The sequence below is a fragment of the Chitinimonas violaceus genome, assembly GCF_052601015.1.
Window position 1 is genome coordinate 120,944 of the sequence record NZ_JBQXDJ010000003.1, and the last position, 20,517, is coordinate 141,460.

The 20,517-nt window shown below is 54.8% G+C and carries 16 protein-coding genes and 1 pseudogene; 13 read left to right on the forward strand and 4 right to left on the reverse strand.

Translation table 11 applies throughout. The features are described from left to right. Positions 1-9: 9 nt before the first annotated feature. The 6 genes from ACUHMQ_RS02200 (at position 10) to ACUHMQ_RS02225 (ending at position 8,587) form a co-directional block, all read left to right on the forward strand. Entirely contained in the window at positions 10-471 is a 462-nt protein-coding gene (locus ACUHMQ_RS02200) for an Lrp/AsnC family transcriptional regulator (RefSeq protein ID WP_445293806.1), read from the forward strand. Positions 472-629: 158 nt separating this feature from the next. Beyond that, positions 630-1,694: a uroporphyrinogen decarboxylase gene (gene hemE / locus ACUHMQ_RS02205; RefSeq protein WP_445293807.1), complete on the forward strand. Its 1,065-nt coding sequence runs from the start codon at positions 630-632 to the stop codon at positions 1,692-1,694. A 478-nt stretch (positions 1,695-2,172) separates the two neighbouring features. Continuing rightward, positions 2,173-4,332 (forward strand): primosomal protein N', encoded by a 2,160-nt coding sequence (locus ACUHMQ_RS02210; RefSeq protein ID WP_445293808.1) that lies wholly within the window; start codon positions 2,173-2,175, stop codon positions 4,330-4,332. 223 nt (positions 4,333-4,555) lie between these two features. Then, positions 4,556-5,971, forward strand: a complete 1,416-nt coding sequence (gene dacB, locus ACUHMQ_RS02215; RefSeq protein WP_445293809.1) for a D-alanyl-D-alanine carboxypeptidase/D-alanyl-D-alanine endopeptidase — start codon at positions 4,556-4,558, stop codon at positions 5,969-5,971. Continuing rightward, positions 5,968-7,494, forward strand: coding sequence for a 4-hydroxy-3-polyprenylbenzoate decarboxylase (gene ubiD / locus ACUHMQ_RS02220; protein WP_445293810.1), 1,527 nt, complete (start codon positions 5,968-5,970; stop codon positions 7,492-7,494). Before dacB ends, ubiD begins: the two co-directional genes overlap by 4 nt. A 79-nt stretch (positions 7,495-7,573) precedes the next feature. Continuing rightward, positions 7,574-8,587 (forward strand): DUF475 domain-containing protein, encoded by a 1,014-nt coding sequence (locus ACUHMQ_RS02225; RefSeq protein WP_445293811.1) that lies wholly within the window; start codon positions 7,574-7,576, stop codon positions 8,585-8,587. 336 nt (positions 8,588-8,923) lie between these two features. On the opposite strand, the pseudogene ACUHMQ_RS02230 reads toward ACUHMQ_RS02225, so the two are convergent. Continuing rightward, positions 8,924-9,214 (reverse strand): annotated as a pseudogene (locus ACUHMQ_RS02230) (DUF3579 domain-containing protein); the annotation flags it as partial. 87 nt (positions 9,215-9,301) lie between these two features. Between ACUHMQ_RS02230 and ACUHMQ_RS02235 the strand changes: the two are divergent. From ACUHMQ_RS02235 to ACUHMQ_RS02265, 7 genes are all read left to right on the forward strand, one after another. Then, positions 9,302-11,287, forward strand: coding sequence for an aminotransferase class I/II-fold pyridoxal phosphate-dependent enzyme (locus ACUHMQ_RS02235; RefSeq protein WP_445293812.1), 1,986 nt, complete (start codon positions 9,302-9,304; stop codon positions 11,285-11,287). Further along, entirely contained in the window at positions 11,287-13,116 is a 1,830-nt protein-coding gene (locus ACUHMQ_RS02240) for a GGDEF domain-containing protein (protein ID WP_445293813.1), read from the forward strand. Before ACUHMQ_RS02235 ends, ACUHMQ_RS02240 begins: the two co-directional genes overlap by 1 nt. Before the next feature lie 192 nt (positions 13,117-13,308). Further along, entirely contained in the window at positions 13,309-14,229 is a 921-nt protein-coding gene (argF, locus tag ACUHMQ_RS02245) for an ornithine carbamoyltransferase (protein WP_445293814.1), read from the forward strand. A gap of 333 nt (positions 14,230-14,562) precedes the next feature. Continuing rightward, complete coding sequence (locus tag ACUHMQ_RS02250; protein ID WP_445293815.1) at positions 14,563-14,955, forward strand: VOC family protein; 393 nt, start codon at positions 14,563-14,565, stop codon at positions 14,953-14,955. Between the two features lie 3 nt (positions 14,956-14,958). Continuing rightward, positions 14,959-15,324 carry a 5-carboxymethyl-2-hydroxymuconate Delta-isomerase gene (locus ACUHMQ_RS02255; RefSeq protein WP_445293816.1) on the forward strand — a complete coding sequence of 122 codons (366 nt, stop codon included), beginning with the start codon at positions 14,959-14,961 and terminating at the stop codon, positions 15,322-15,324. A gap of 21 nt (positions 15,325-15,345) precedes the next feature. Next, positions 15,346-16,563: an argininosuccinate synthase gene (locus ACUHMQ_RS02260; protein WP_445293817.1), complete on the forward strand. Its 1,218-nt coding sequence runs from the start codon at positions 15,346-15,348 to the stop codon at positions 16,561-16,563. A gap of 130 nt (positions 16,564-16,693) precedes the next feature. Continuing rightward, positions 16,694-17,245, forward strand: a complete 552-nt coding sequence (locus tag ACUHMQ_RS02265; RefSeq protein WP_445293818.1) for a DUF2799 domain-containing protein — start codon at positions 16,694-16,696, stop codon at positions 17,243-17,245. Positions 17,246-17,384: 139 nt separating this feature from the next. Here ACUHMQ_RS02265 and ACUHMQ_RS02270 read toward each other — a convergent pair whose 3' ends face one another. From ACUHMQ_RS02270 to ACUHMQ_RS02280, 3 genes are all read right to left on the reverse strand, one after another. Continuing rightward, entirely contained in the window at positions 17,385-18,182 is a 798-nt protein-coding gene (locus tag ACUHMQ_RS02270; RefSeq protein ID WP_445293819.1) for an amino acid ABC transporter permease, read from the reverse strand. 78 nt (positions 18,183-18,260) lie between these two features. After that, complete coding sequence (locus tag ACUHMQ_RS02275) at positions 18,261-19,067, reverse strand: basic amino acid ABC transporter substrate-binding protein (RefSeq protein ID WP_445293820.1); 807 nt, start codon at positions 19,065-19,067, stop codon at positions 18,261-18,263. 370 nt (positions 19,068-19,437) lie between these two features. Further along, positions 19,438-20,379 carry a transporter substrate-binding domain-containing protein gene (locus tag ACUHMQ_RS02280; protein ID WP_445293821.1) on the reverse strand — a complete coding sequence of 314 codons (942 nt, stop codon included), beginning with the start codon at positions 20,377-20,379 and terminating at the stop codon, positions 19,438-19,440. Positions 20,380-20,517: the final 138 nt, after the last annotated feature.

A 20,517-nucleotide genomic window follows, 5' to 3' on the forward strand; every position in this document is an offset into this window, starting at 1 on the left:
GGGGAACTTATGGACCGCATTGACCGCCAGATGCTGTTGGTTTTGCAGCAGGAGGGCAGGCTTAGTACGGTGGAATTGGCGGAGCGTGTGGCGCTATCACCTTCGCCCTGTGCCAGACGGCTCAAACGTTTGGAGGATCTGGGCATCATCAGCGGCTATCGTGCGGTGCTGAGCCGGCAGAGGTTGCAATTGGCCACCACGGTCTTTGTGAATATCCGGTTGATGCACCACCGTGAAGATGCGGTACGCCTGTTTGAGGATGCTGTACTGCTGATGGAAGAGGTGGTGGCTTGCCATGTTGTTTCGGGCGCGTTTGACTACCTGTTGGAAGTGGTGGTGCGAGACCTGCCCGATTACGAGAAGCTCGTGCGCAAACTCCAGGCGCTTGCAATGGTGCAGGACATCACCAGCAATTTCGCTATTCGTACCGTCAAAAGTGGTGGGCCATTACCTTTGAATGGCTTGACCTGAATTGTTACGGACAGCTTGTTCGCATCGCTACAGATAGCGTGCAGAGCCAACTGTTTGGGTGGTCTCTGTTTGGCTGGGAGAGGATCGAGCAGGCTGGCATAATACTGTCCTTCTGCCCCAGTTGATAACCGTGCTGCTCTGCCGGCCGGTGCCTCCCAATGAGCCCACTTCAGAACGACACCTTTTTGCGCGCCTTGCTGCGCCAGCCTACCGATTACACCCCACTCTGGTTGATGCGCCAGGCAGGTCGTTACCTGCCCGAATACCGTGCTACCCGTGCACGTGCAGGCAGTTTCCTCGATCTGTGCAAGAACACGGAGCTGGCTACGGAAGTCACTTTGCAGCCTCTGGAACGCTACCCCTTGGATGCGGCGATTTTGTTTTCCGACATCCTGACCGTGCCGCACGCGATGGGCCTGGGTTTGTATTTTGCCGAAGGTGAAGGGCCCAAGTTCGAGCGGCCTTTGCGCGACGAAACGGCTATCAAGGCTTTAGTCGTACCTGACATGCAGGAACTGCAATATGTGTTTGATGCAGTTGGCTGCATCCGCAAGGCGTTGAATGGACGGGTGCCGTTGATAGGCTTCTCGGGCAGCCCGTTTACACTGGCCTGCTATATGGTGGAAGGCGGCGGTTCCGATACGTTCAGCAAGATCAAGACCATGATGTACGAACGTCCTGATCTTCTGCACCATATCCTGGCGGTGAATGCCGAGGCGGTGACGCAGTATCTGAACGCCCAGATCGCGGCAGGCGCCCAGGCTGTGCAGATTTTTGACAGTTGGGGCGGCACTCTGGCGTACGGGAAATACCAGGAATTTTCGCTGCGCTATATGCAAAAGATCATCACCGGCCTGAAGCGCGAGAACGATGGCCGCAAAGTGCCGGTGATTGTTTTCACCAAGGGCGGTGGACTGTGGCTGGAGGATATCGCTGCTACAGGCTGTGATGCGATCGGCCTGGATTGGACAGTGGACTTGGCGGATGCCCGCCGCAGGGTAGGGGATAAGGTGGCATTGCAAGGCAATATGGACCCGAATGCACTGTTTGCGAACCCAGCTGCAATTGAAGCGGAAGCTGCGCGCCTGCTGGCCAGCTTCGGCACAGGCAGCGGCCATGTGTTCAACCTGGGGCATGGGATTTCGCAGTTCACACCACCAGAGCATGTCAGCGCCTTGGCGCAGGCTGTGCATCAGCACTCACGTCAGTACCATGCGGGTTAATTTCCGGTCTTTGTCAGTTCCGAATTTCGCACCTGTTCCATGTCTGGTGGGCTGGTTACGGTGCTAGATTACGGGCGGGTTCGACGAGAATACCGGCAAAACATCAAAGGTGGTAGGTCGGTATTTTCAATAAAATATAATAAAAACATAGCCTTGCTGTAATAACTTTAAGTTGTTTACTTGAAATATACGCTAACTTATGCACAGTTTCTCTTAGCTGGACTTATCGGGTTGTCAAGCAGTTAAAAAACTTGCCTTAGTAGCTACTTATTCACCAAGTAATTGATTTTAATAAATTTATTGTTGAGCCTATTTTTTGTGCAAGCCAGCAATAAGCCTGTAACTCCGGGAATTTATATGATTCCCCTAAACTTGCTCACAAAGTTATCCACAGAAAGTGTGGACAGTCGAAAAAACCCTGTTGTTACGGGTGTTTAAGCGCCTATGGCGATGCTGAAAATTCTTTTCTTGACAGCTCATGCCCTACCTCCGTGTTGCCCTGGATGTACCTTTACCGCGACTGTTTGATTACCGATTGGATATCGCCACATCGGCTGATATCGGCCGTCGCGTTGTGGTGCCTTTTGGCACGCGGCGTCTGGTCGGCGTAGTGCTGGAGATTGTCGAGCAGCCGGATTACGACGTAGCAGCTATCAAGTCGGCCGAGGCTGTATTGGATGACATGCCGGCTTTGTCGCCGGCGCTGCTGGGTTTGTTCCGTTTTTGTGCTGACTATTATCAGCACCCGATAGGCCAGGTGCTGCACACGGCGTTGCCGACCCGCTTTCGGGACTCCACGGTATTCCGCGTGGCGGAAGCATTGCGTTACGTTGCGGTCGATTCCGCTGGCTTGCTGACCAGTCTGCCCAAGCGCGCTGCATTGCAATTACGGCTGGCCAAGCTGCTGGCCATACCTCGCAACGAGGCAGAGCTGCGTGCTGCTGGTGGTACGGCCTGGAAAACCGTACAGGCGTGGTTGGAGGCTGGTCTGGTGGTGGCGCAGGTGGTGCAAGTTGCCCCTGGTGTGGCAGCTCAGGGACCGCAGTTGAATGGGGAGCAGGCTGAGGCTGTTGCGGCGATCAGTACTTCAGAGGGTTTCGCTGCATTTCTCTTGAATGGTATTACCGGCAGCGGCAAGACAGAGGTCTACCTCAATGCTATTGCTGCGGTGCTCGCACGGGGCCAGCAGGCGTTGGTGCTGGTACCGGAGATCAACCTCACGCCGCAGTTGGAAGGGCGGTTCCGTCAGCGTTTTCCTGGTGTTGATATTGTCAGCCTGAACAGCGGTGTGGCGGATGGCGAGCGCGCTGCAGGTTGGGTACGGGCTGCCCGTGGTGAAGCCGGCATCGTGCTGGGTACGCGGCTGGCGGTATTTACGCCCGCTCCCGGGTTGGGGCTGATCGTGGTGGATGAGGAACATGATGCGAGCTTCAAACAGCAGGACGGCTTGCGGTATTCCGCCCGTGATGTGGCGGTATATCGTGCCCGCCAAGCTGGGATTCCAATCGTGCTCGGCTCTGCCACCCCCTCGCTGGAAAGTTGGCAGAACGCGGAAAGTGGGCGCTATCGTCGCCTGCATCTTGGCTTAAGAGCGGTAGCGGGCGCCCAACCGCCGACTTTGCGGTTGGTGTCGACCAAGCGCCAACCCTTGAGCGAAGGTATACACGCTAGTACCTTGGCGGCCATTCGTGAGCGGCTTGAACGTGGTGAACAATCGTTGGTGTTTCTAAACCGGCGTGGCTATGCACCAGTAATGCATTGCGGTGAGTGCGGGTGGATGGCGGCCTGTACGCGTTGCTCGGCTCGAATGACAGTCCATCTGCGCGAACGGCAGCTGCGTTGCCACCACTGCGGTGAGGAAGACGGCTTGCCACGCGTGTGCCCGGGTTGTGGCAACCAGGACATGAAACCGCTGGGCCAGGGTACGCAAAGGCTTGAGGATATGCTGGCTGAGCATTTTCCCAAGGCGCGGGTATTGCGCATCGACCGTGACAGTACCCGACGCAAGGGTAGTTTCGAGACTGCACTCAACGCTGTGCACGCCGGCGAAGTCGACATCCTTGTCGGTACGCAGATGCTCGCGAAGGGGCATGACTTCCCCAATCTCACTCTAGTGGCGGTAATCGGTGCGGACAACGGGCTCTATTCCGCTGATTTCCGCGCCAGCGAGCGCTTGTATGCGCAGCTGGTGCAGGTTGCCGGCAGGGCGGGCAGGGCCGATAAGCCGGGGGAGGTCTTGCTTCAGACGGACTTCCCGGAACATCCGCTTTACCAGGCATTGTTGGCTGACGACTATGCTGCGTTTGCGGCAGGCGAGTTGGCCGAGCGTAAACTCGCAGGCTTTCCGCCTTTCCTGTACCAGGCCGTCTTACGTGCTGAAGCCAATCAGCTGGATGAAGCATTGGGCTATTTGCGCAATGCCATCCACCTTGCGCCGGCTTCGGATGCGGTGACGGTATGGGACCCGGTGGCGGCCAGTATGATGCGCCTGGCGAGTCGCGAACGTGGTCAGCTGCTTGTGCAATCGACTGCGCGCACTCGGTTGATGGCTTTTCTGAGTGAATGGATGCTTGCTTTGCGCGCCCAGAAACCGACTAAAGTGCGTTGGGCGTTGGATGTAGATCCGCTGGAATTGTAAGCCTTAGTTTGTTGTAACCATTTCATAAGACTTAGTGCCTGTTCAAAGTCTTGGTTGGCAACCATTTCGTAAGCTGGATATTCAGTCCGTTACGCTTGGTACAGCCAGGTAAGGTGTTGTTTGGTAAGAATCTATCTACGATCTTACCTTTGGATGTAATGAGTATTAGGGAGAAATTTTGTTACTGAAATTGCAACGGCCGACCTATGGACTGTGTGTACTAATGGCCGGGCTGCTTGCACCGGTGGCTCAGGCCCAGCTGCCTGCCAGCGTTGCAGCCAGCCTGCGTGCCGCTAAATTGCCCGAGTCAGCGCTGTCGGCGGTGGTATTGGCGCTCGACGGCACTGCGCCGCGGTTGGCTCATGGTGCCGATATGCCGGTCAATCCGGCGTCCACCATCAAGTTATTGACGACGCTGTCAGCCCTGGAGACCTTGGGGCCGACTTTTACCTGGCGTACCGGGCTGTATACCGATGGCCAGATAGAAGGCGACACCTTGCGCGGTAATCTGTACGTGAAGGGTGGGGGAGACCCGAAACTGACGTACGAGCGTGTGTGGCTGCTGTTACGGGAGCTGCGCAATCGCGGCATCCGCAAGGTAAGTGGTGATCTGGTGCTCGACCGTAGTTTCTTCACACTGTCTGTCGATAAGGATGCCGTGCCGTTCGATGAAGAGCCGGAGCGTGCCTACAACGTGGCGGCAGATGCATTGCTGATGAATTTCAAGGCGCTTCGGTTTGATATGGAGTCGGACGCGGAATCAATGCAGGTGCGTGTTGACCCACCGATGGCAGGGGTACAGGCCAGCAGCCGTATGAAACTGATAAAGGGGGATTGCACCAGCTGGTCGCAAACCTGGACCCGGCCAGAAGTAACGATTACGTCCGATGGTCAGGTTCGCGTGGTGCTGACGGGGCGTTTCCCACAACAGTGTCGTGCCAGCCGTTATCTGGGTTTGCTCGGTGCAACGGATTTCGCCAGTCGGCTTACTCGCGGCTTATGGGCAGAGTTGGGCGGCAACATTGCTGGGCAGACGCGTGAAGCGGTAACGCCCGCTGATGCCACGCTTCTGGCGGAACAACAGTCTCCACCCTTGGCTGAACAGATACGCGATGTGAACAAGCTGTCCAACAACACGATGGCGCGCACCATCTACCTGACGCTTGGAGCAAACCAACCCTTGGTAGGCAGAGACAGCCAATCTGCCGCTGCTGAAGCCGTACGTGGCTGGTTGGCCCGGCAGGGTTTGGACTTCCCGGAGCTGGTAGTGGATAACGGAGCGGGTCTTTCACGTACCGCGCGGATCAGCGTCCGGCACCTTGCGCAGGTGTTACAGGCGGGCCAGCGCAGCAACTATGGAGCTGAATTCGTCGCCAGCCTGCCGATTGTGGGTATGGATGGCACCATGCGTAATCGTCTCGTTGGTACGCCGCTGGTGGGGACCGCCCGGATCAAGACCGGTACCTTGAATGATGTGAAAGCGGTAGCGGGTTATGTGCGCGACGTAAAGGGACGCAACTGGGTTGTCGTGGGGATCCTGAACCACCCACGTGTTGAAGCTGGCCAGCCAGTACTCGACAATCTGCTGCAGTGGGCTGCTACGTCTGATATGACGCTTTCTCAAGTGGCCAAGCCATGAAATACCAAGACCTCCGCGACTTTATTGCCCAGCTTGAAGCAATGGGTGAACTGAAGCGTATCAAGACACCGGTTTCAAGCCATCTGGAAATGACGGAAATCTGCGATCGGGTGCTCCGTGCAGAAGGGCCTGCGTTGTTGTTCGAGAACGTACCGGGTTACAACATGCCGGTTTTGGGCAATCTTTTTGGTACGCCGCGCCGTGTAGCCTTGGGCATGGGGGCGGAAGAAGTCAGCGCCCTGCGTGAGATTGGCAAATTGCTGGCTTATCTGAAGGAGCCCGAACCACCCAAGGGGCTCAAGGATGCTTGGGAGAAATGGCCAATCTTGAAGCAGGTGCTGAATATGGCGCCAAAGGTACTCAAAAGCGCACCGTGCCAGGACGTGGTGTGGGAGGGGGACCAGGTCGACCTCAAGCGCATTCCTATTCAGCATTGCTGGCCTGGGGATGTGGCGCCACTGATTACCTGGGGGCTGGTAGTCACACGCGGGCCGCACAAGCCACGCCAGAACCTGGGGATTTATCGCCAGCAGCTGATCGGCAAGCATCAATTGATCATGCGTTGGCTGGCACATCGCGGTGGCGCGCTGGATTTTCGCGAGCATGCGATCCGCCACCCCGGTGAGAAATTTCCGATTTCGGTGGTGCTGGGGTGTGACCCAGCCACCATTCTGGGAGCTGTCACGCCGGTGCCCGATAGCTTGAGCGAATACCAGTTCGCTGGCCTTTTACGCGGCAGCAAGACCGAGCTGGTGAAGTGCCTGGGTAATGAGCTGCAAGTGCCTGCCAGTGCAGAAATCGTATTGGAAGGGCATATTCCGCCGGCAGAAAAGGACTGGACCGGCGTCAGCGAGACAGGCATACCGATGAAGGAAGTGGGCGGCTATCTGTACGCGTTGGAAGGCCCCTATGGCGACCATACTGGCTACTACAACGAACAGGACTGGTTCCCCGTCTTCACGGTTGATCGCGTTACCACGCGGCCGGACCCGATCTATCACAGCACCTATACCGGTAAACCGCCGGACGAGCCGGCAGTGCTGGGCGTGGCGCTTAACGAAGTCTTCGTGCCCATTCTGCAAAAGCAGTTTCCCGAGATTGTCGATTTCTATTTGCCGCCCGAAGGCTGTTCCTACCGTATGGCGGTGGTCAGCATCAAGAAGGCGTACCCAGGTCATACCAAGCGTTTGATGTTTGGTATCTGGAGCTTCCTGCGCCAGTTCATGTACACCAAGTTCATCGTGGTGGTAGATGACGACGTGAACACGCGGGACTGGAAGGAAGTGATCTGGGCCATCACGACACGGATGGACCCGAGCCGGGATACTACCTTGGTGGACAGCACACCGATTGATTACCTTGATTTCGCGTCGCCGGTATCAGGGCTGGGGTCAAAGATGGGACTGGATGCCACTAACAAATGGCCGGGTGAAACGACGCGGGAATGGGGAGTGCCGATTGAGCGCGATGCGGCGGTTGTCGCCAGCGTCGATGCGCTATGGCCCAAACTGGGCCTCGATTAGTCTGCCTGCCCGTTCACAGTCTTTCTGTATGGCGGTGAACAGGGTACAAACATAAATAAAACCTATAAAAGGGCGGCCAATGGCCACACTGCTTAAATATTTCAAGGGCTCTATATTCGTTACGGTATTTGGTCTGGTTGCGGCGTATCTCATCGGGGGGCCGAAAGCCGCGTTTATTGCTGCGATTCTGTCGGTACTTGAGGTATCGCTGTCGTTTGACAATGCGGTCGTCAATGCGACGGTGTTGAAAGACATGGATGCCAAGTGGCGTCACCGTTTCATGACCTGGGGCATGCTGATTGCCGTGTTTGGCATGCGGGTGGTGTTTCCAGTGCTGATCGTGGCGGTGATTGCTCAACTTAATCCGTGGGCGGCACTTATGCTGGCGGTGAGCGAACCGGTTAAATATGCGGAGACACTGACATCGGCCCACGTGGTCGTGGCGGGCTTTGGCGGTGCTTTCCTGATGATGGTCTTCCTCAAATTTTTTCTCGACAAGGAAAAGGACGTACATTGGGTACGCCTTATCGAAGCGCCGCTTAGTAAGCTGGGCAAGATGGAAGCCGTGGAGATCGCAGTCTGCTTGGCGGTGGTCTACGGTATTTCGACCATGCTGCACGACGAAGAGCGGTTTGCGTTTGTCATTGCAGCGGTCGCAGGAGTAGTGATCTATATCGTGGTCGATGGTCTTGCTTCGCTGCTGGAAACCGAACAACCCGGTGATGCTGGTGTGGTGGCGCGTACAGGTCTTTCAGCTTTCCTATACCTGGAGGTATTGGATGCGAGCTTCAGCTTTGATGGCGTAATCGGCGCATTTGCACTGTCCAACAACATTTTCATCATCGCGATTGGTCTGGGTATTGGCGCGATGTTTGTACGGTCGTTGACCATCATGTTCGTCGAGAAACAAACGCTCGATCAATTCCGTTATCTGGAACATGGCGCTTTTTACGCAATCGGCGCGCTTGCCACGATTATGTTTGTCGGTACCTTCCACGAAATTTCCGAAGTGGTGACCGGGTTGATCGGCGCGGGCTTTATTGGATTGGCGCTTTGGGCGTCGGTCAGGCATAACAGGTCCACGCCCGATTAAAACCTATCTACAGTCTGCTGCGCGTCAGCGATACAGCGTTGAAAACAGCCTCGGAATGCTCATTTACCAATCGTAAACTCCGCTTCCTCGGCTGTTTTCGCCTTGTCTTGCTTTAGCTCGCGAGACTGTAAACAGGTTCCTGAATCCAAATAGCAGGTTCGTAGCAGGTCGAGTGGGAATGCCGGGCAGCAAAAAGCGCGGTGGCCTGTGAAGCCATCGCGTTTTCTTTTGCGTGCTATGTCAGGTTCCCTACGCTTCATCCTGCTGACGATCGCTTGTGGCAGATCGCGAACAGGATTTGAGCTGAGCAATTCAACCCAGGAACTGGTTGTGGTATTGCTCGTCCATCAGTTGGCGGCAGTCAATGACGCGCAGGTCATTATCGTTGGCGAAGCTCATGAGAAAGCTGTAAACACGTGGGTCCACCTTTTCCAGCTGCTTGTCGACCGCGACGCAGCGGACATTCTCCATGACCATCGGCCGCACATAGGGTGCGTAGGAAAGTTTCTGGTCCATGCCGAAGGTAGAAAGAACCCCGGATAGACGTTCCGCCCAATCGGAGGGGCGAAACTCTCGGCCATTTTTAGTCAGGCCTTGGATGATGACTTCGTACGGGTTGCAAATCATCTGTTGTGTGCTTGGGTAGGTGCTTTGGATTATTCTTGCTGGCTTGAGCGGCGATCCCGCTCTTACCAGAATAGAAGGGGAGACAAGATGCCGAAACCGGTTAGCCGTATTTTACTGGTAAACGACGAAAAACTGGTGCTCAAAGCATTGGTAAAAGGATTGAATGCCGCCGCACGGCAGTTGGATAACCCGCTCGGGATCACCTGTACCGGTGTGGAAACTGCGGCTGAAGCACTGACAGCCCTACGCGAAGACGGTGAAATACAGGCGGTGATCGTGGATGACCAGCTGCATGGCGCGCAAGCTGGCCAGCCACGTAGCAAGAAGCTGCAGATGACGGCGCTGGACCTCGTACATGAAATTCACGCGCTGCGGCCCGAGCTGGATGTATATGTGCTGATCGCCCAGGAGAATGAGGACGAGGTCGTCAACACGCTGCTCTGTGAAACCGTCGATGGCTACTTCTACCGGGACGACCCGGACTACCTGGGTTGGTATCGCATCATGAATGCGCAGTTCCAGGAACGCGCCCATACCCCCTTCTACGATAAGCTCAAGCAGTATGTCTTCATGGCCAAAGATGCCTGGCATACGCCGGGGCACAGCTCGGGTGACAGCCTGCGCGGCAGCCCCTGGGCGGAAGATTTCTACGACTTCATGGGCGAGCATATCTTCAAGGGTGACCTGTCGTGCTCGGTGCCGATGCTTGATTCATTGCTGCACCCCACCGGCATTATCGAAGACGCCCAGCAGATTGCCGCCAAGGCATTTGGTGCACGGCGCACTTTCTTCGCCACCAACGGTACCTCCACTGCCAATAAGGTGATCCTGCAGACGGTACTGGCGCCGGGCGACAAATTGCTACTCGACCGGAATTGCCATAAGTCGGTCCACCATGGCGTGGTGATCTCGGGCGCGTTGCCTATCTATATGGATTCGAGCACCAATGAGGTGTATGGGCTGTTCGGTCCGGTATCGAAGGCAGTGCTGCTGAAAGCGATCGAAGACAATGCCGATGCGCGCGCCATGATACTGACCTCATGCACCTACGATGGCCTGCGTTACGATTTGAAGCCGATTATCGATGCGGCGCACAAGCATGGCATCAAGGTCATTATCGACGAGGCTTGGTACGGCCATGCCCGTTTTCATCCGGAGTTTCGTCCTACGGCGCTTGAGTGTGGAGCCGACTTTGCCACCCAGTCCACCCACAAGGTGATGAGCGCCTTCTCGCAGGCGTCGATGATTCACATCAACACCCCACATTTCGATGAGCATGTGTTCCGCGAAAATTACAACATGCACACTTCCACCAGTCCGCAATACAGCATGATCGCCAGTCTCGATGTCGCACGCCGGCAGATGAGCATGGAGGGCTACAAGCTGCTCAGCCGCACCTTGTCGCTGGCTGCGGAGCTGAAGGAAATGATCAATGCCACCGGTGTGTTCCGGGTGTTGGAGTTGGACGATCTGCTGCCCAATGAAGTGAAGGGCGACGGGGTTCGGCTTGACCCGACCAAGATCACGGTTGATATTTCAGCCTGCGGTTATACCGTGGACGAATTACAAAAGCTGCTGTTCGAGCGCTTCAATATCCAGATCGAGAAATCGACCTTCAATACTATTACCCTGCTGCTGACTATCGGCACCACCAAAAGCAAGGTATCGCGCTTGTACGATGCGTTGATGCGCATCAGCCGCGAAGGCCGTGCGCCGCGGCGCTTGTACCGTACGCCGGCCATTCCGCATTTCACCAGCCTGAAATACCTGCCGCGCGATGCCTTTTATTGTGGTGGCCAGCTATCACCGTTGCTTGATGAAGCGGATCAGGTCAACGCAAAACTCGCAGGCCGTATCAGTGCTGACCAGATTGTGCCTTATCCGCCGGGTATTCCTGTTCTGGTTCCTGGTCAAGTAATTACGCCGGAGATCATCAGTTATCTGGTTAATCTGCTACGCAGCCAGAAGCAGGTCGAGCTGCATGGCGTGGTATTCGATGGCTGGCTGCCATGTATCCGGGTGCTTACAGAGGCTGATGAGCTGGGACTGCGGCCACTGGATGGCGTGGCCTGATGGTAGATATATCCGATGACATGATGGAAAGCGTTCTTTCGCCGCTAACCCAGCATCCGCTGAGCAGTGTGGAGCTGGATCGGCTTAATGCTGAAGCCTGGTACTTTCAATACGGTAATCCGGTGCATGCCCGTGTGCTTGCTGAAACAGCGGTGGAGCATGCGCGGGCAGTGGAAGATGCTTATCGCGAAGCCTATGGCCGGTTGTCATTGGCGAGCTATCAGATGCGCCATGGCGATCGTGTATTGGCCGAACGGGAATTTCACGCGCTCAAGACATTCTTTGAAGATTATGGCGACGCCTGTGGTGAGATGCGGGCGAGTTTTGGCATTTCGGTGCTCTTGGAGCGGGCTGGCAAGGCGGAGGAGTCGTATGCCGAGCTGATCGCTTACTTGCGGGTGCTGGACGATGCCGAGCTTGTTGATGTGGTCATGGTTTATAACCTGCTCGGTGTGGCCTCCGTCGGTGCAGGGATGATCGACGGCGCGATGCGTCACTACTATCACGCCTTGCGTGCAGCCCGTCAGCTGGATTCGCCTGATCACCTCGCTTTGGTGTTGTCCAATCTGGGCGATGCTCAGCACAGTGCTGGCAATTACGAAGATGCGATCAGTTTTCTGATCGAAGCCGATACCATGGTCGCCAGATCGTGCATGGGTGCCATGGCCCCTATCGTGGCGGGTAACCTTGCTATGTGTCAGCTCGCTATGGGAGCGCATGAGGCGGCTTACGAAACCATCGATCCTTATCTGGAAATCAGCGATCAGGTCAAATGGACCGGTCGAGCCAATAACGCGTTCTTTCAGGTGATAGCTGCGCATACCTATGTGGCACACAGCGATTGGCAGCGGGCGCGTGCCAAGGTGAACAAAGCCTTGAATGCGGCTGAGGCGAGTGGCGAGATCAAGATATTGACCCATTGCTACTGGGTGCTTGGTCTGGTCGAGCGCGGCTGTGGTCATCTGGACGCGGCATTGGCGGCTTTGTGCGAAGCCGAGAGCCGGCTCAGCAAAGTGCGCGACCCTTATTACCAGGTGCAGATACCGCATGAGTTGGCGCGTACCTACGCCGCGCTTGGCCAATGGCGCGAAGCCTATGTTTATATGGAACGCTTCCAGCAGCATTTTCAGCTGATTCAAGGGAGCGCTGCTCGTGCCCGTACCCAGATGATGCAGCTGCAAAGCGAATTGACCGAAGCAGAACGCGACCGTGACAGCGCCCTGGTCAAACAGGCGGAGGCTGAACGGGCACGTACAAACCTGGAGATGTTGAACCGCGAGCTTGCCGCAAAGGTAGTCGAGATCGAACGGCTGCAGGAACAGTTACGTGAACAGGCGATCCGTGACCCGTTGACTGAGCTCTATAACCGGCGTTATCTGCAGCAGACTCTGGTCAGCGAGTTGCAGTTGGCAGAACGACGAAATTATCCGTGCTGCGTGGTATTGATCGATCTGGATCATTTCAAGGAGGTCAATGATCGGTACGGCCACCCGATGGGTGACAGGGTATTGATAGCGTTGGCCAGCTTATTGGGGGCCAATATCCGTGGTTCGGATTTTGCCTGCCGCTTTGGTGGCGAGGAGTTTTGCCTTGTGCTGGCCGATATTGGATTCGAAATGGCGGTTGCCCGGGCTGAAGCGTTCCTGGAAGCTTTCCAGTCGGTATCGATCGAGCTGCAGGACCAGCAGCTTTCCGGTGTGACATTCTCTGCGGGTGTGGCCGAATTTCCCCGACATGGCAGGGCGGTTGATCAATTGTTGATGGCGGCGGATGAGGCGCTTTACCGGGCGAAGGCAGCAGGGCGCAGGCGGGTGATGGTGGCAGATTGATAGCCGCTTCCTCAGCTGTTTTCGCCTTGTCTCGCTATAGCTCGCAAGACTTTGAAAAGGTTCTAAGACACAGGCGTTCGACTCTATTTAATAAATTTATGTCGCATGGATGAAAATCCTGCTTGACCAAGACTTGCTGCATCGGGGAAGCTCAGGACTCTTCCGTTTTGTAACAAAACCTAAGGTTCCAGCATGAGTGCCAGGCATTTTCTCCAGTTCACCGACTTTACCCGCGACGAATACGAGCACCTCTTCGCGCGCAGCCGAGTACTGAAAGATCGCCTGCGCCGAGGGGAGCTTTACCAACCTTTGGTGGGCAAGACGCTGGCCATGATTTTCGAGAAAAGCTCGACCCGGACCCGTGTGTCGTTTGAAGCCGGTATGAACCAGTTTGGCGGACATGCCATGTTCCTGGCTTCCAAGGATACCCAGCTTGGTCGTGGCGAGCCGATTGAGGATGTGGCGCGTGTCATCGGTCGAATGTGCGATATCGTCATGTTGCGCACCTACGAGCAGCGCATCGTCGATACCTTTGCCGCTTATTCCAATGCACCGGTCATCAACGGGTTGACCAATGAATACCACCCTTGCCAGACTTTGGCGGACATCTTTACCTATATCGAGCATCGCGGTTCGATCGAGGGCAAGACTGTCGCCTGGATTGGCGACTCGAACAATATATCTCGCACTTGGTTGCAGGCAGCCAAGCTATTCAATTTCAAACTGCATCTGGCGTCGCCTAAAGGCTATGAGATGAAGGTGCTGGATGGTATCGATTATGGCAGCGAGTATTTCGAGCAAACGCATGACCCACGGGAGGCAATTGAAGGCGCCGATGTGGTGACTACCGATGTTTGCGTCTCGATGGGGTTCGAGCGCGAAAGCCTGCAGCGCCGCGTTGATTTTCTGCACTATAAAGTCAGCGCCGACCTGATGAAGCTGGCGGACAAGGATGCGGTGTTTATGCATTGTCTGCCCGCACATCGGGGCGAGGAAGTCGACCCTGAAGTGCTGGACGGTCCGCAGTCGATCGTCTGGGATGAGGCGGAAAACCGTATGCATACGCAAAAGGCGCTGATCGAATTCCTGTTGCTCGGCCGCGTCGACAACTGAGTGATACTCTTTCCGAACCTGTCTTAGAACCTGCCTAAAGTCTCGCGAGCTAAAGCAAGACAAGGCGAAAACAGCCGAGGAAGCGGAGTTTACGTGCGGTAAATGAGCATTCCGAGGGTGTTTTTGACGCCGTATTGCTGACGCACAGCAGACTTTAGACAGGTTCTTACGGTCTGTCGTGGGCGGTTGTCAGCAGGGTGCAGCGCAGAAACTGGAATGTACTTTTGTACATGAGGATTTTGAGCAGCACATAGGCCCTGATCACGACTGCGCAGCAAGATCGTAAACAAGTCCTTCTATAACGGTGTACCTACCTTTTTCTGGAGCGTAAGCATGATCGATCATACCGGGATCACTGTCAGTGACTTTGCCAAGAGCAGGGCTTTCTACGAGTCGGCATTGGCGGCAATCGGCTATGCAAAGCTCATGGAATTTCCCGCCAGCGTGACGGGTCACTCCGATGTGGCCGGGTATGGCGAGCGTGCCACGAAAAAGCCGGATTTCTGGATACATGCGGGTACACCGAACAAACCGCCAGTCCATATCGCATTCCGCGTGGCCGATCGTGCTGCTGTCGATGCATTTCATGCAGCGGCGTTGGCAGCTGGTGGTCGCGATAATGGCAAACCTGGTTTGCGGCCGCATTATCATCCCGATTATTACGGCGCCTTTGTCCTAGACCTGGACGGCCATAATGTTGAAGCTGTTTGCCATTGCCCTGGATAGACCATGCCTCATATCACCATTGAGTACAGTGACAACATCCCCGATGAACCCCACTTCCCGACCTTGTTTGCGGAATTGCACCAAGCCCTGGTTGGCCTCGGTGATGTCGCAATTAACGATATCAAGAGCCGGGCAATCAAGTTGACTGACTGGCATGTTGGCGATGGCAACCCAGGCCACGCCTTTGTGCATCTCAAGCTCTATTTCATCAATCGTCGTACCGATGAATTCAAACAACGCGCCTTGGCGATGATACAACCGATTGTTGCCGCCAGTTACCCCCAGGCGCTTGCTGAATGTGATTGCCAGCTCTGTTTCGAACTGGTCGATATCCAAGGCGCCTATTACGCCAAAATCGTTTCAAACTGATTGACCTGCAGGAATTGCCCTATGTCCGACATCAACAAGGTCGTGCTCGCCTATTCGGGCGGCCTCGACACCTCCGTTATTCTCAAGTGGCTGCAAGACACCTATCGATGTGAAATCGTCACCTTCACCGCCGACATCGGCCAGGGTGAAGAGCTGGAACCAGCTCGCGCAAAGGCCCTCAAATTGGGCATCAAGGCGGAGAACATCTTCATCGATGATCTGCGCGAAGAGTTTGTCCGTGACTTCGTCTTCCCGATGTTCCGCGCAAACACGATTTATGAGGGCGAATATCTGCTTGGTACCTCGATTGCCCGTCCATTGATCGCCAAGCGGCAGATCGAAATCGCCAATGCAACCGGGGCGGGTGCCGTCAGCCATGGCGCTACCGGTAAGGGAAATGACCAAGTACGTTTCGAGTTGGGTTATTACGCTCTCAAGCCCGGTGTGAAGGTGATTGCACCATGGCGCGAGTGGGACCTGCTGTCCCGCGAAAAGCTGCTGGCCTATGCCGAAAACGCAGGCATCCCGATTGATATGAAGCATAAGCAAGGTGGAGCGCCGTACTCAATGGATGCCAACCTGCTGCATATCAGTTTTGAGGGCCGTCACCTGGAAGACCCCAAGGCCGAAGCGGAGGAAAGCATGTGGCGCTGGACGGTATCGCCCGAGGCAGCGCCCGATGCGGTGGAATATGTCGACCTCGAATTTGAGCGTGGCGATGTAGTGAGTGTAAATGGTGTGCGTCTTAAGCCGCATGAGGTATTGGCCAAGCTCAATGAACTGGGCGGTCGCAACGGTATTGGGCGGCTCGATCTGGTCGAAAACCGATATGTTGGTATGAAATCGCGTGGCTGTTACGAAACGCCAGGCGGCACCATTTTGCTCAAAGCACACCGTGGCATTGAATCGATTACCCTTGACCGGGAAGTGGCGCATTTGAAGGACAATCTGATGCCACGCTATGCCGAGATCATTTACAACGGCTATTGGTGGAGCCCGGAGCGCCGTGCTATCCAGGCGCTGATCGACCAGACCCAGGAACGCGTGAATGGTTGGGTGCGGGTTAAGCTGTACAAGGGGAGCGTCAGTGTGGTCAGCCGGGATTCGAAGGATTCGTTGTTCGACCAGACGATTGCCACCTTCGACGATGATGGTGGCGCTTACAACCAAAAGGATGCGGAAGGTTTCATCAAGCTAAATGCCCTGCGTATGCGGATTGCAGCCGCCAAGCGTGGCTGATTGTTGAACCGATGCAGTAAAAGACCCGGCCTTGTGCCGGGTTTTTTATTCAGCTTGCGTTGGGGGAGAGGGGGCTATGCTGGGGGCTAATGGATAATTTGTTGGTTAGTGTTGTTTGGGAGAAGTAAAAATGAAAAAGACTCTGCTAATGATGGCTGTACTGGCATTGAGCGGTTGTGCGGCGATGTCGGATGCGGAGTGCCGCACAGGGGATTGGTATGGTTTTGGCGAACGGGATGGTCGGGATGGTAGCGGCAGCCGGTTGGGCAGCTACGCACAAGCCTGCCAGAAGGTCGGTATATTGCCAGACCCTGCCGAGTATTCTCGTGGCCATGAGCGAGGCTTGCGTACTTATTGCACGCCAGAGAACGGCTATCGTGTTGGTGTGAGTGGCCAGTCGTACGAGAATGTCTGTGCGCCGGAACTACAGGCCGGCTTTCTGCGCGAATACGAGCGTGGGCGGGTGCGTTATGAGCTGCGGCGCGATATCGATTCATTGCGGAACGACATCACACGCTGGGACCGGGAAAATGTCCGCCTGGGTGACTTGATCAGCAAGTCCAGCAACGAAGACGAACGTCGTCGATATTTGCAGCAACGTGATAACAACGATAGAAATCGACGGGATGCGCGTATTCGTCAGTTGCTGTTGGAGACGCGCTGGAATTTGCTGCCTAACTGATCTTGATATTGCTCAAGCTGGCTTGGCGTCTCTTCCCAATCTTACTTCGCAGCCGTGATCAGGGTTCATGCTTCACCCTGCTGACGGCTGCTCGTGACAGTTTGTGAATGGGGTCTCATAAGCCCTGGGGTAAGGCAGTTTATATACCGCCTGATGCCTGATAGCGGCGTTCCAACCAATTCACTGCGGCAGCCATCAGCAAAGTCATCGCCAGATAGCTGAACGAAATCACCAGATAGGGCTCCCAGTAACGGGAATAGGCACCAGCCACGGTACGGGCGGCATAAGCCATTTCGGCCAGCCCAATCGCTGAGACGAGTGAGGAATCCTTCAGCAACATGATGGCTTCGTTACCCAATGGTGGCAGCATGCGGCGAAATGCCTGGGGCACGATCACAAAACGCATTGTCTGCCAGTAATTCATACCCAGCGAACGAGCAGCTTCGGCTTGGCCCTTGTGGATGGACTGGATGCCGGCTCGGAAAATCTCGGTGATATAGGCACCTGCATTCAAGGTGAGTGCTACAAGGCCAGACAGAAAAGCGCCGTAGTCCTGACGCAGGGTACGGGCCAGTTCACCTGAAATCAGCACGCCATCGGTAGGGTGTACCAATAGGGGCATCAAAGCGAAATGCACCAGCATGATCTGTACAAACAGCGGTGTGCCACGGAAGAACGTGACATAGGCGGCGGTTGGCATACGAATGCCCCAGCGTACCGGCAGGCGCCAAGCGCCATGTTTGACCTCGGCCAAGCGCCCCATACCGCCAATCAGGCCGATCAACGTACCGAAAACGACAGCGACAGCGGTGATCTCCACTGTCATCAGTGCGCCATCGATGAAGAGTTGGCGGTATTCCCAGACGATGTCGGGACGGAAGTGGCTTAGGAGGGGTACGGTTTCCTGAATAGCCTTCCAGGCGCTGGTGAAATCCATATGAGCGAACCTTAAAAATCAAGAAGCGCAATTTGCAGGAAATCGCGCTTCAAGTTACAGCGAGAAACGAGGGGAAATTTACTTCTGAGCCCCAAAGTACTGGGTGTAGATTTTATCGTAAGTACCATCTTCCTTAATCTTGGCGAGGCCTGCATTTATTTTGGCCAGGAGTTCAGTATTCCCTTTCTTGACGGCAAAGCCATAAAACTCTTTGCTGAAGTCTGCCGATTCCAAGGTCTTGAGTTTTGCATTGGGATTGTTGGCCACATAGTGGGCGACGACGCCATTATCGGCGATAACGGCATCCAGGCCACCTGCTTGCAGTTCCTGCAGGGCCAACGGTACGCTCTCGAAGCGTTTGATATTGGTGCTGGTTTTGCCTAGTAAGCTCTGCGCGACTTCATCGCCAGTGGAACCCGTCTGTACGCCAATCTTCTTGCTCTTCAGGTCTGCCGCAGCGGTGATCTTGGCGCTTTCACCTGTGGCGATCAATTGCTTGGCTTCGAAATAAGGCGAGGAAAAATCCATCGACGCTTTGCGCTCTTCCGTAATGGTGACTGCTGAAGCCACGATGTCGCGGTCACCCGTAGCCAGTGTATTGAAGATACCTTCCCATGGCGTGTTGACGAATTCCACCTGAAAGCCTGCCCGCTCTGCTGCTGCTGTCAGTACGTCAACATCGAAGCCGACGACTTTCTTGTCCTGGGTTTCGGATTCAAATGGCGCAAAGACGGCGTCAGCCGCAGCCTTGACCGTCACCATTTTGGGCGCAGCTGGTTTGCCAGGTGCGTCGCTGGCTGGAGCGGCATCTTCTTTCTTTCCGCAGGCTGCCAATAATAGGGTTGCAGCAAAAGTACTCATCACGAGGCGGCGGCTGGTATTCATATTCATATCTCTCAATTGGATAACTAATTGGGTAAGCAATGAAACGGCAGACTGTATACACCGGATCGTCCATAGACTTAAGCCCAGCTGTATAAGGATTACCCTATGTTGGATTACTACAACGTATATGCCTGTTGAGAATTGATTCAAAGTCTTGCGAGCTATGGCAAGACAAGGCAAAAAAGCAGAAGAGGGAATGATTGAGGAATGAAGCCAGTTCTGAATCTCATCCTGACTTCCATTGAATAACAGCGCTCTTGCGGCACGCCAATTTGCGAGGCGGGTAAGTTTTGCGCGCTATTTCTGATGTGTTTCGAACCGGGCTGTCGTTAGTGCTGATCTGCCTAATTGAACGTATTGCTGTGAAAGCTCATGTCCCGCCACCGGGAAGATCCAATGGTTGGATACTGCCGGAACCAATAGGTACATCCTTGGGCAGGAAGGGATTCTTTATCTGGATGACCCGACGATTCTTCAGGTTCGCCTTGAAAATGGCCGGGCTGTTGAAGCGATAAAACAATTTATCGAAGCTGCCATCCTCAATCATCATCTGAAGGCCTTTTTCGATACGTTGTGCTAAAGCGATGTCCTTGCGGCTGGTAAAAAAGTAGTAGGGCCAGGGGTAATAGATGACCAGTCGCTTCTCGACGCTCAAATCCGGGATTTCCGGATGATTGAGCTCAAACTCTTCAAATACCTCAGTAATGCCACGGGGGAACAAATCGACATATTTCTCTGCGGTCAGCCGAAACAGGTCTTTATAGTTATGTTCGTTAACCGTGATGCCGTTTGCTTTATAAACCTGATTATCGCCCCAGCCTCTGCCTTGGCCTATCTTCAGCTTCTTCAGGTCTTCCAGCGTCTTGATGTTATCTATTTCCGCTTGCTTGCTGACGTTGATTAATGCAATGCGATAACCGAGCAGGTCTTTACGCAGTGAAATCCGAATGGCCTGTAATTCACGCTCTTTTTCAGGTGAGGTTGAACTCCACATCACATTGATCTTGCCTGAGTTACTTTTTATTTCGGTGATGTAGAGTGACTCATTCATGATGAATTCACTGGGCATCAACTTATAGGGCCCATATTTCGGTACTGTGTGATCAAGCGCTACACGCAGGAATTCGACCAAATCATCAAAACGATGGTCATTCTCGCTTTCCGGTGCGGGGTAGATAACGTTCTGTACAGTTGCTGGTTGCTGCTGAGTTGGCGGCACACTGGCTGCAACCACTGGCAGCACGGTGATCGCCAATAGGATACGCAGGATGTTGAGAAAGCTGATTTGGGATAGAAGATGCCGGCTGACCATGACTGCACCTATTCCGCTAGACGAAGTACTTGAGGTACCGGGCAGTACATAAGCCCTGTTCAAGGCCGCATAGTAAGAACTTGTTCAAAGATCGCGATAACCGCTTAATTCAGCATAGTTGTTGGCTGCTGGTAGAGG

Coding starts and splice junctions, on each gene's coding strand:
- ACUHMQ_RS02210 (WP_445293808.1), top strand. CDS start 2,173: ATGCCCTACCTCCGTGTTGCCCTGGATGTACCTTTACCGCGACTGTTT.
- ACUHMQ_RS02225 (WP_445293811.1), top strand. CDS start 7,574: ATGGCCACACTGCTTAAATATTTCAAGGGCTCTATATTCGTTACGGTA.
- dacB (WP_445293809.1), top strand. CDS start 4,556: ATGGCCGGGCTGCTTGCACCGGTGGCTCAGGCCCAGCTGCCTGCCAGC.
- ACUHMQ_RS02270 (WP_445293819.1), bottom strand. CDS start 18,182: ATGGATTTCACCAGCGCCTGGAAGGCTATTCAGGAAACCGTACCCCTC.
- ubiD (WP_445293810.1), top strand. CDS start 5,968: ATGAAATACCAAGACCTCCGCGACTTTATTGCCCAGCTTGAAGCAATG.
- ACUHMQ_RS02200 (WP_445293806.1), top strand. CDS start 10: ATGGACCGCATTGACCGCCAGATGCTGTTGGTTTTGCAGCAGGAGGGC.
- ACUHMQ_RS02235 (WP_445293812.1), top strand. CDS start 9,302: ATGCCGAAACCGGTTAGCCGTATTTTACTGGTAAACGACGAAAAACTG.
- ACUHMQ_RS02255 (WP_445293816.1), top strand. CDS start 14,959: ATGCCTCATATCACCATTGAGTACAGTGACAACATCCCCGATGAACCC.
- argF (WP_445293814.1), top strand. CDS start 13,309: ATGAGTGCCAGGCATTTTCTCCAGTTCACCGACTTTACCCGCGACGAA.
- ACUHMQ_RS02280 (WP_445293821.1), bottom strand. CDS start 20,379: ATGGTCAGCCGGCATCTTCTATCCCAAATCAGCTTTCTCAACATCCTG.
- ACUHMQ_RS02240 (WP_445293813.1), top strand. CDS start 11,287: ATGGTAGATATATCCGATGACATGATGGAAAGCGTTCTTTCGCCGCTA.
- ACUHMQ_RS02265 (WP_445293818.1), top strand. CDS start 16,694: ATGAAAAAGACTCTGCTAATGATGGCTGTACTGGCATTGAGCGGTTGT.
- hemE (WP_445293807.1), top strand. CDS start 630: ATGAGCCCACTTCAGAACGACACCTTTTTGCGCGCCTTGCTGCGCCAG.
- ACUHMQ_RS02250 (WP_445293815.1), top strand. CDS start 14,563: ATGATCGATCATACCGGGATCACTGTCAGTGACTTTGCCAAGAGCAGG.
- ACUHMQ_RS02260 (WP_445293817.1), top strand. CDS start 15,346: ATGTCCGACATCAACAAGGTCGTGCTCGCCTATTCGGGCGGCCTCGAC.
- ACUHMQ_RS02275 (WP_445293820.1), bottom strand. CDS start 19,067: ATGAATACCAGCCGCCGCCTCGTGATGAGTACTTTTGCTGCAACCCTA.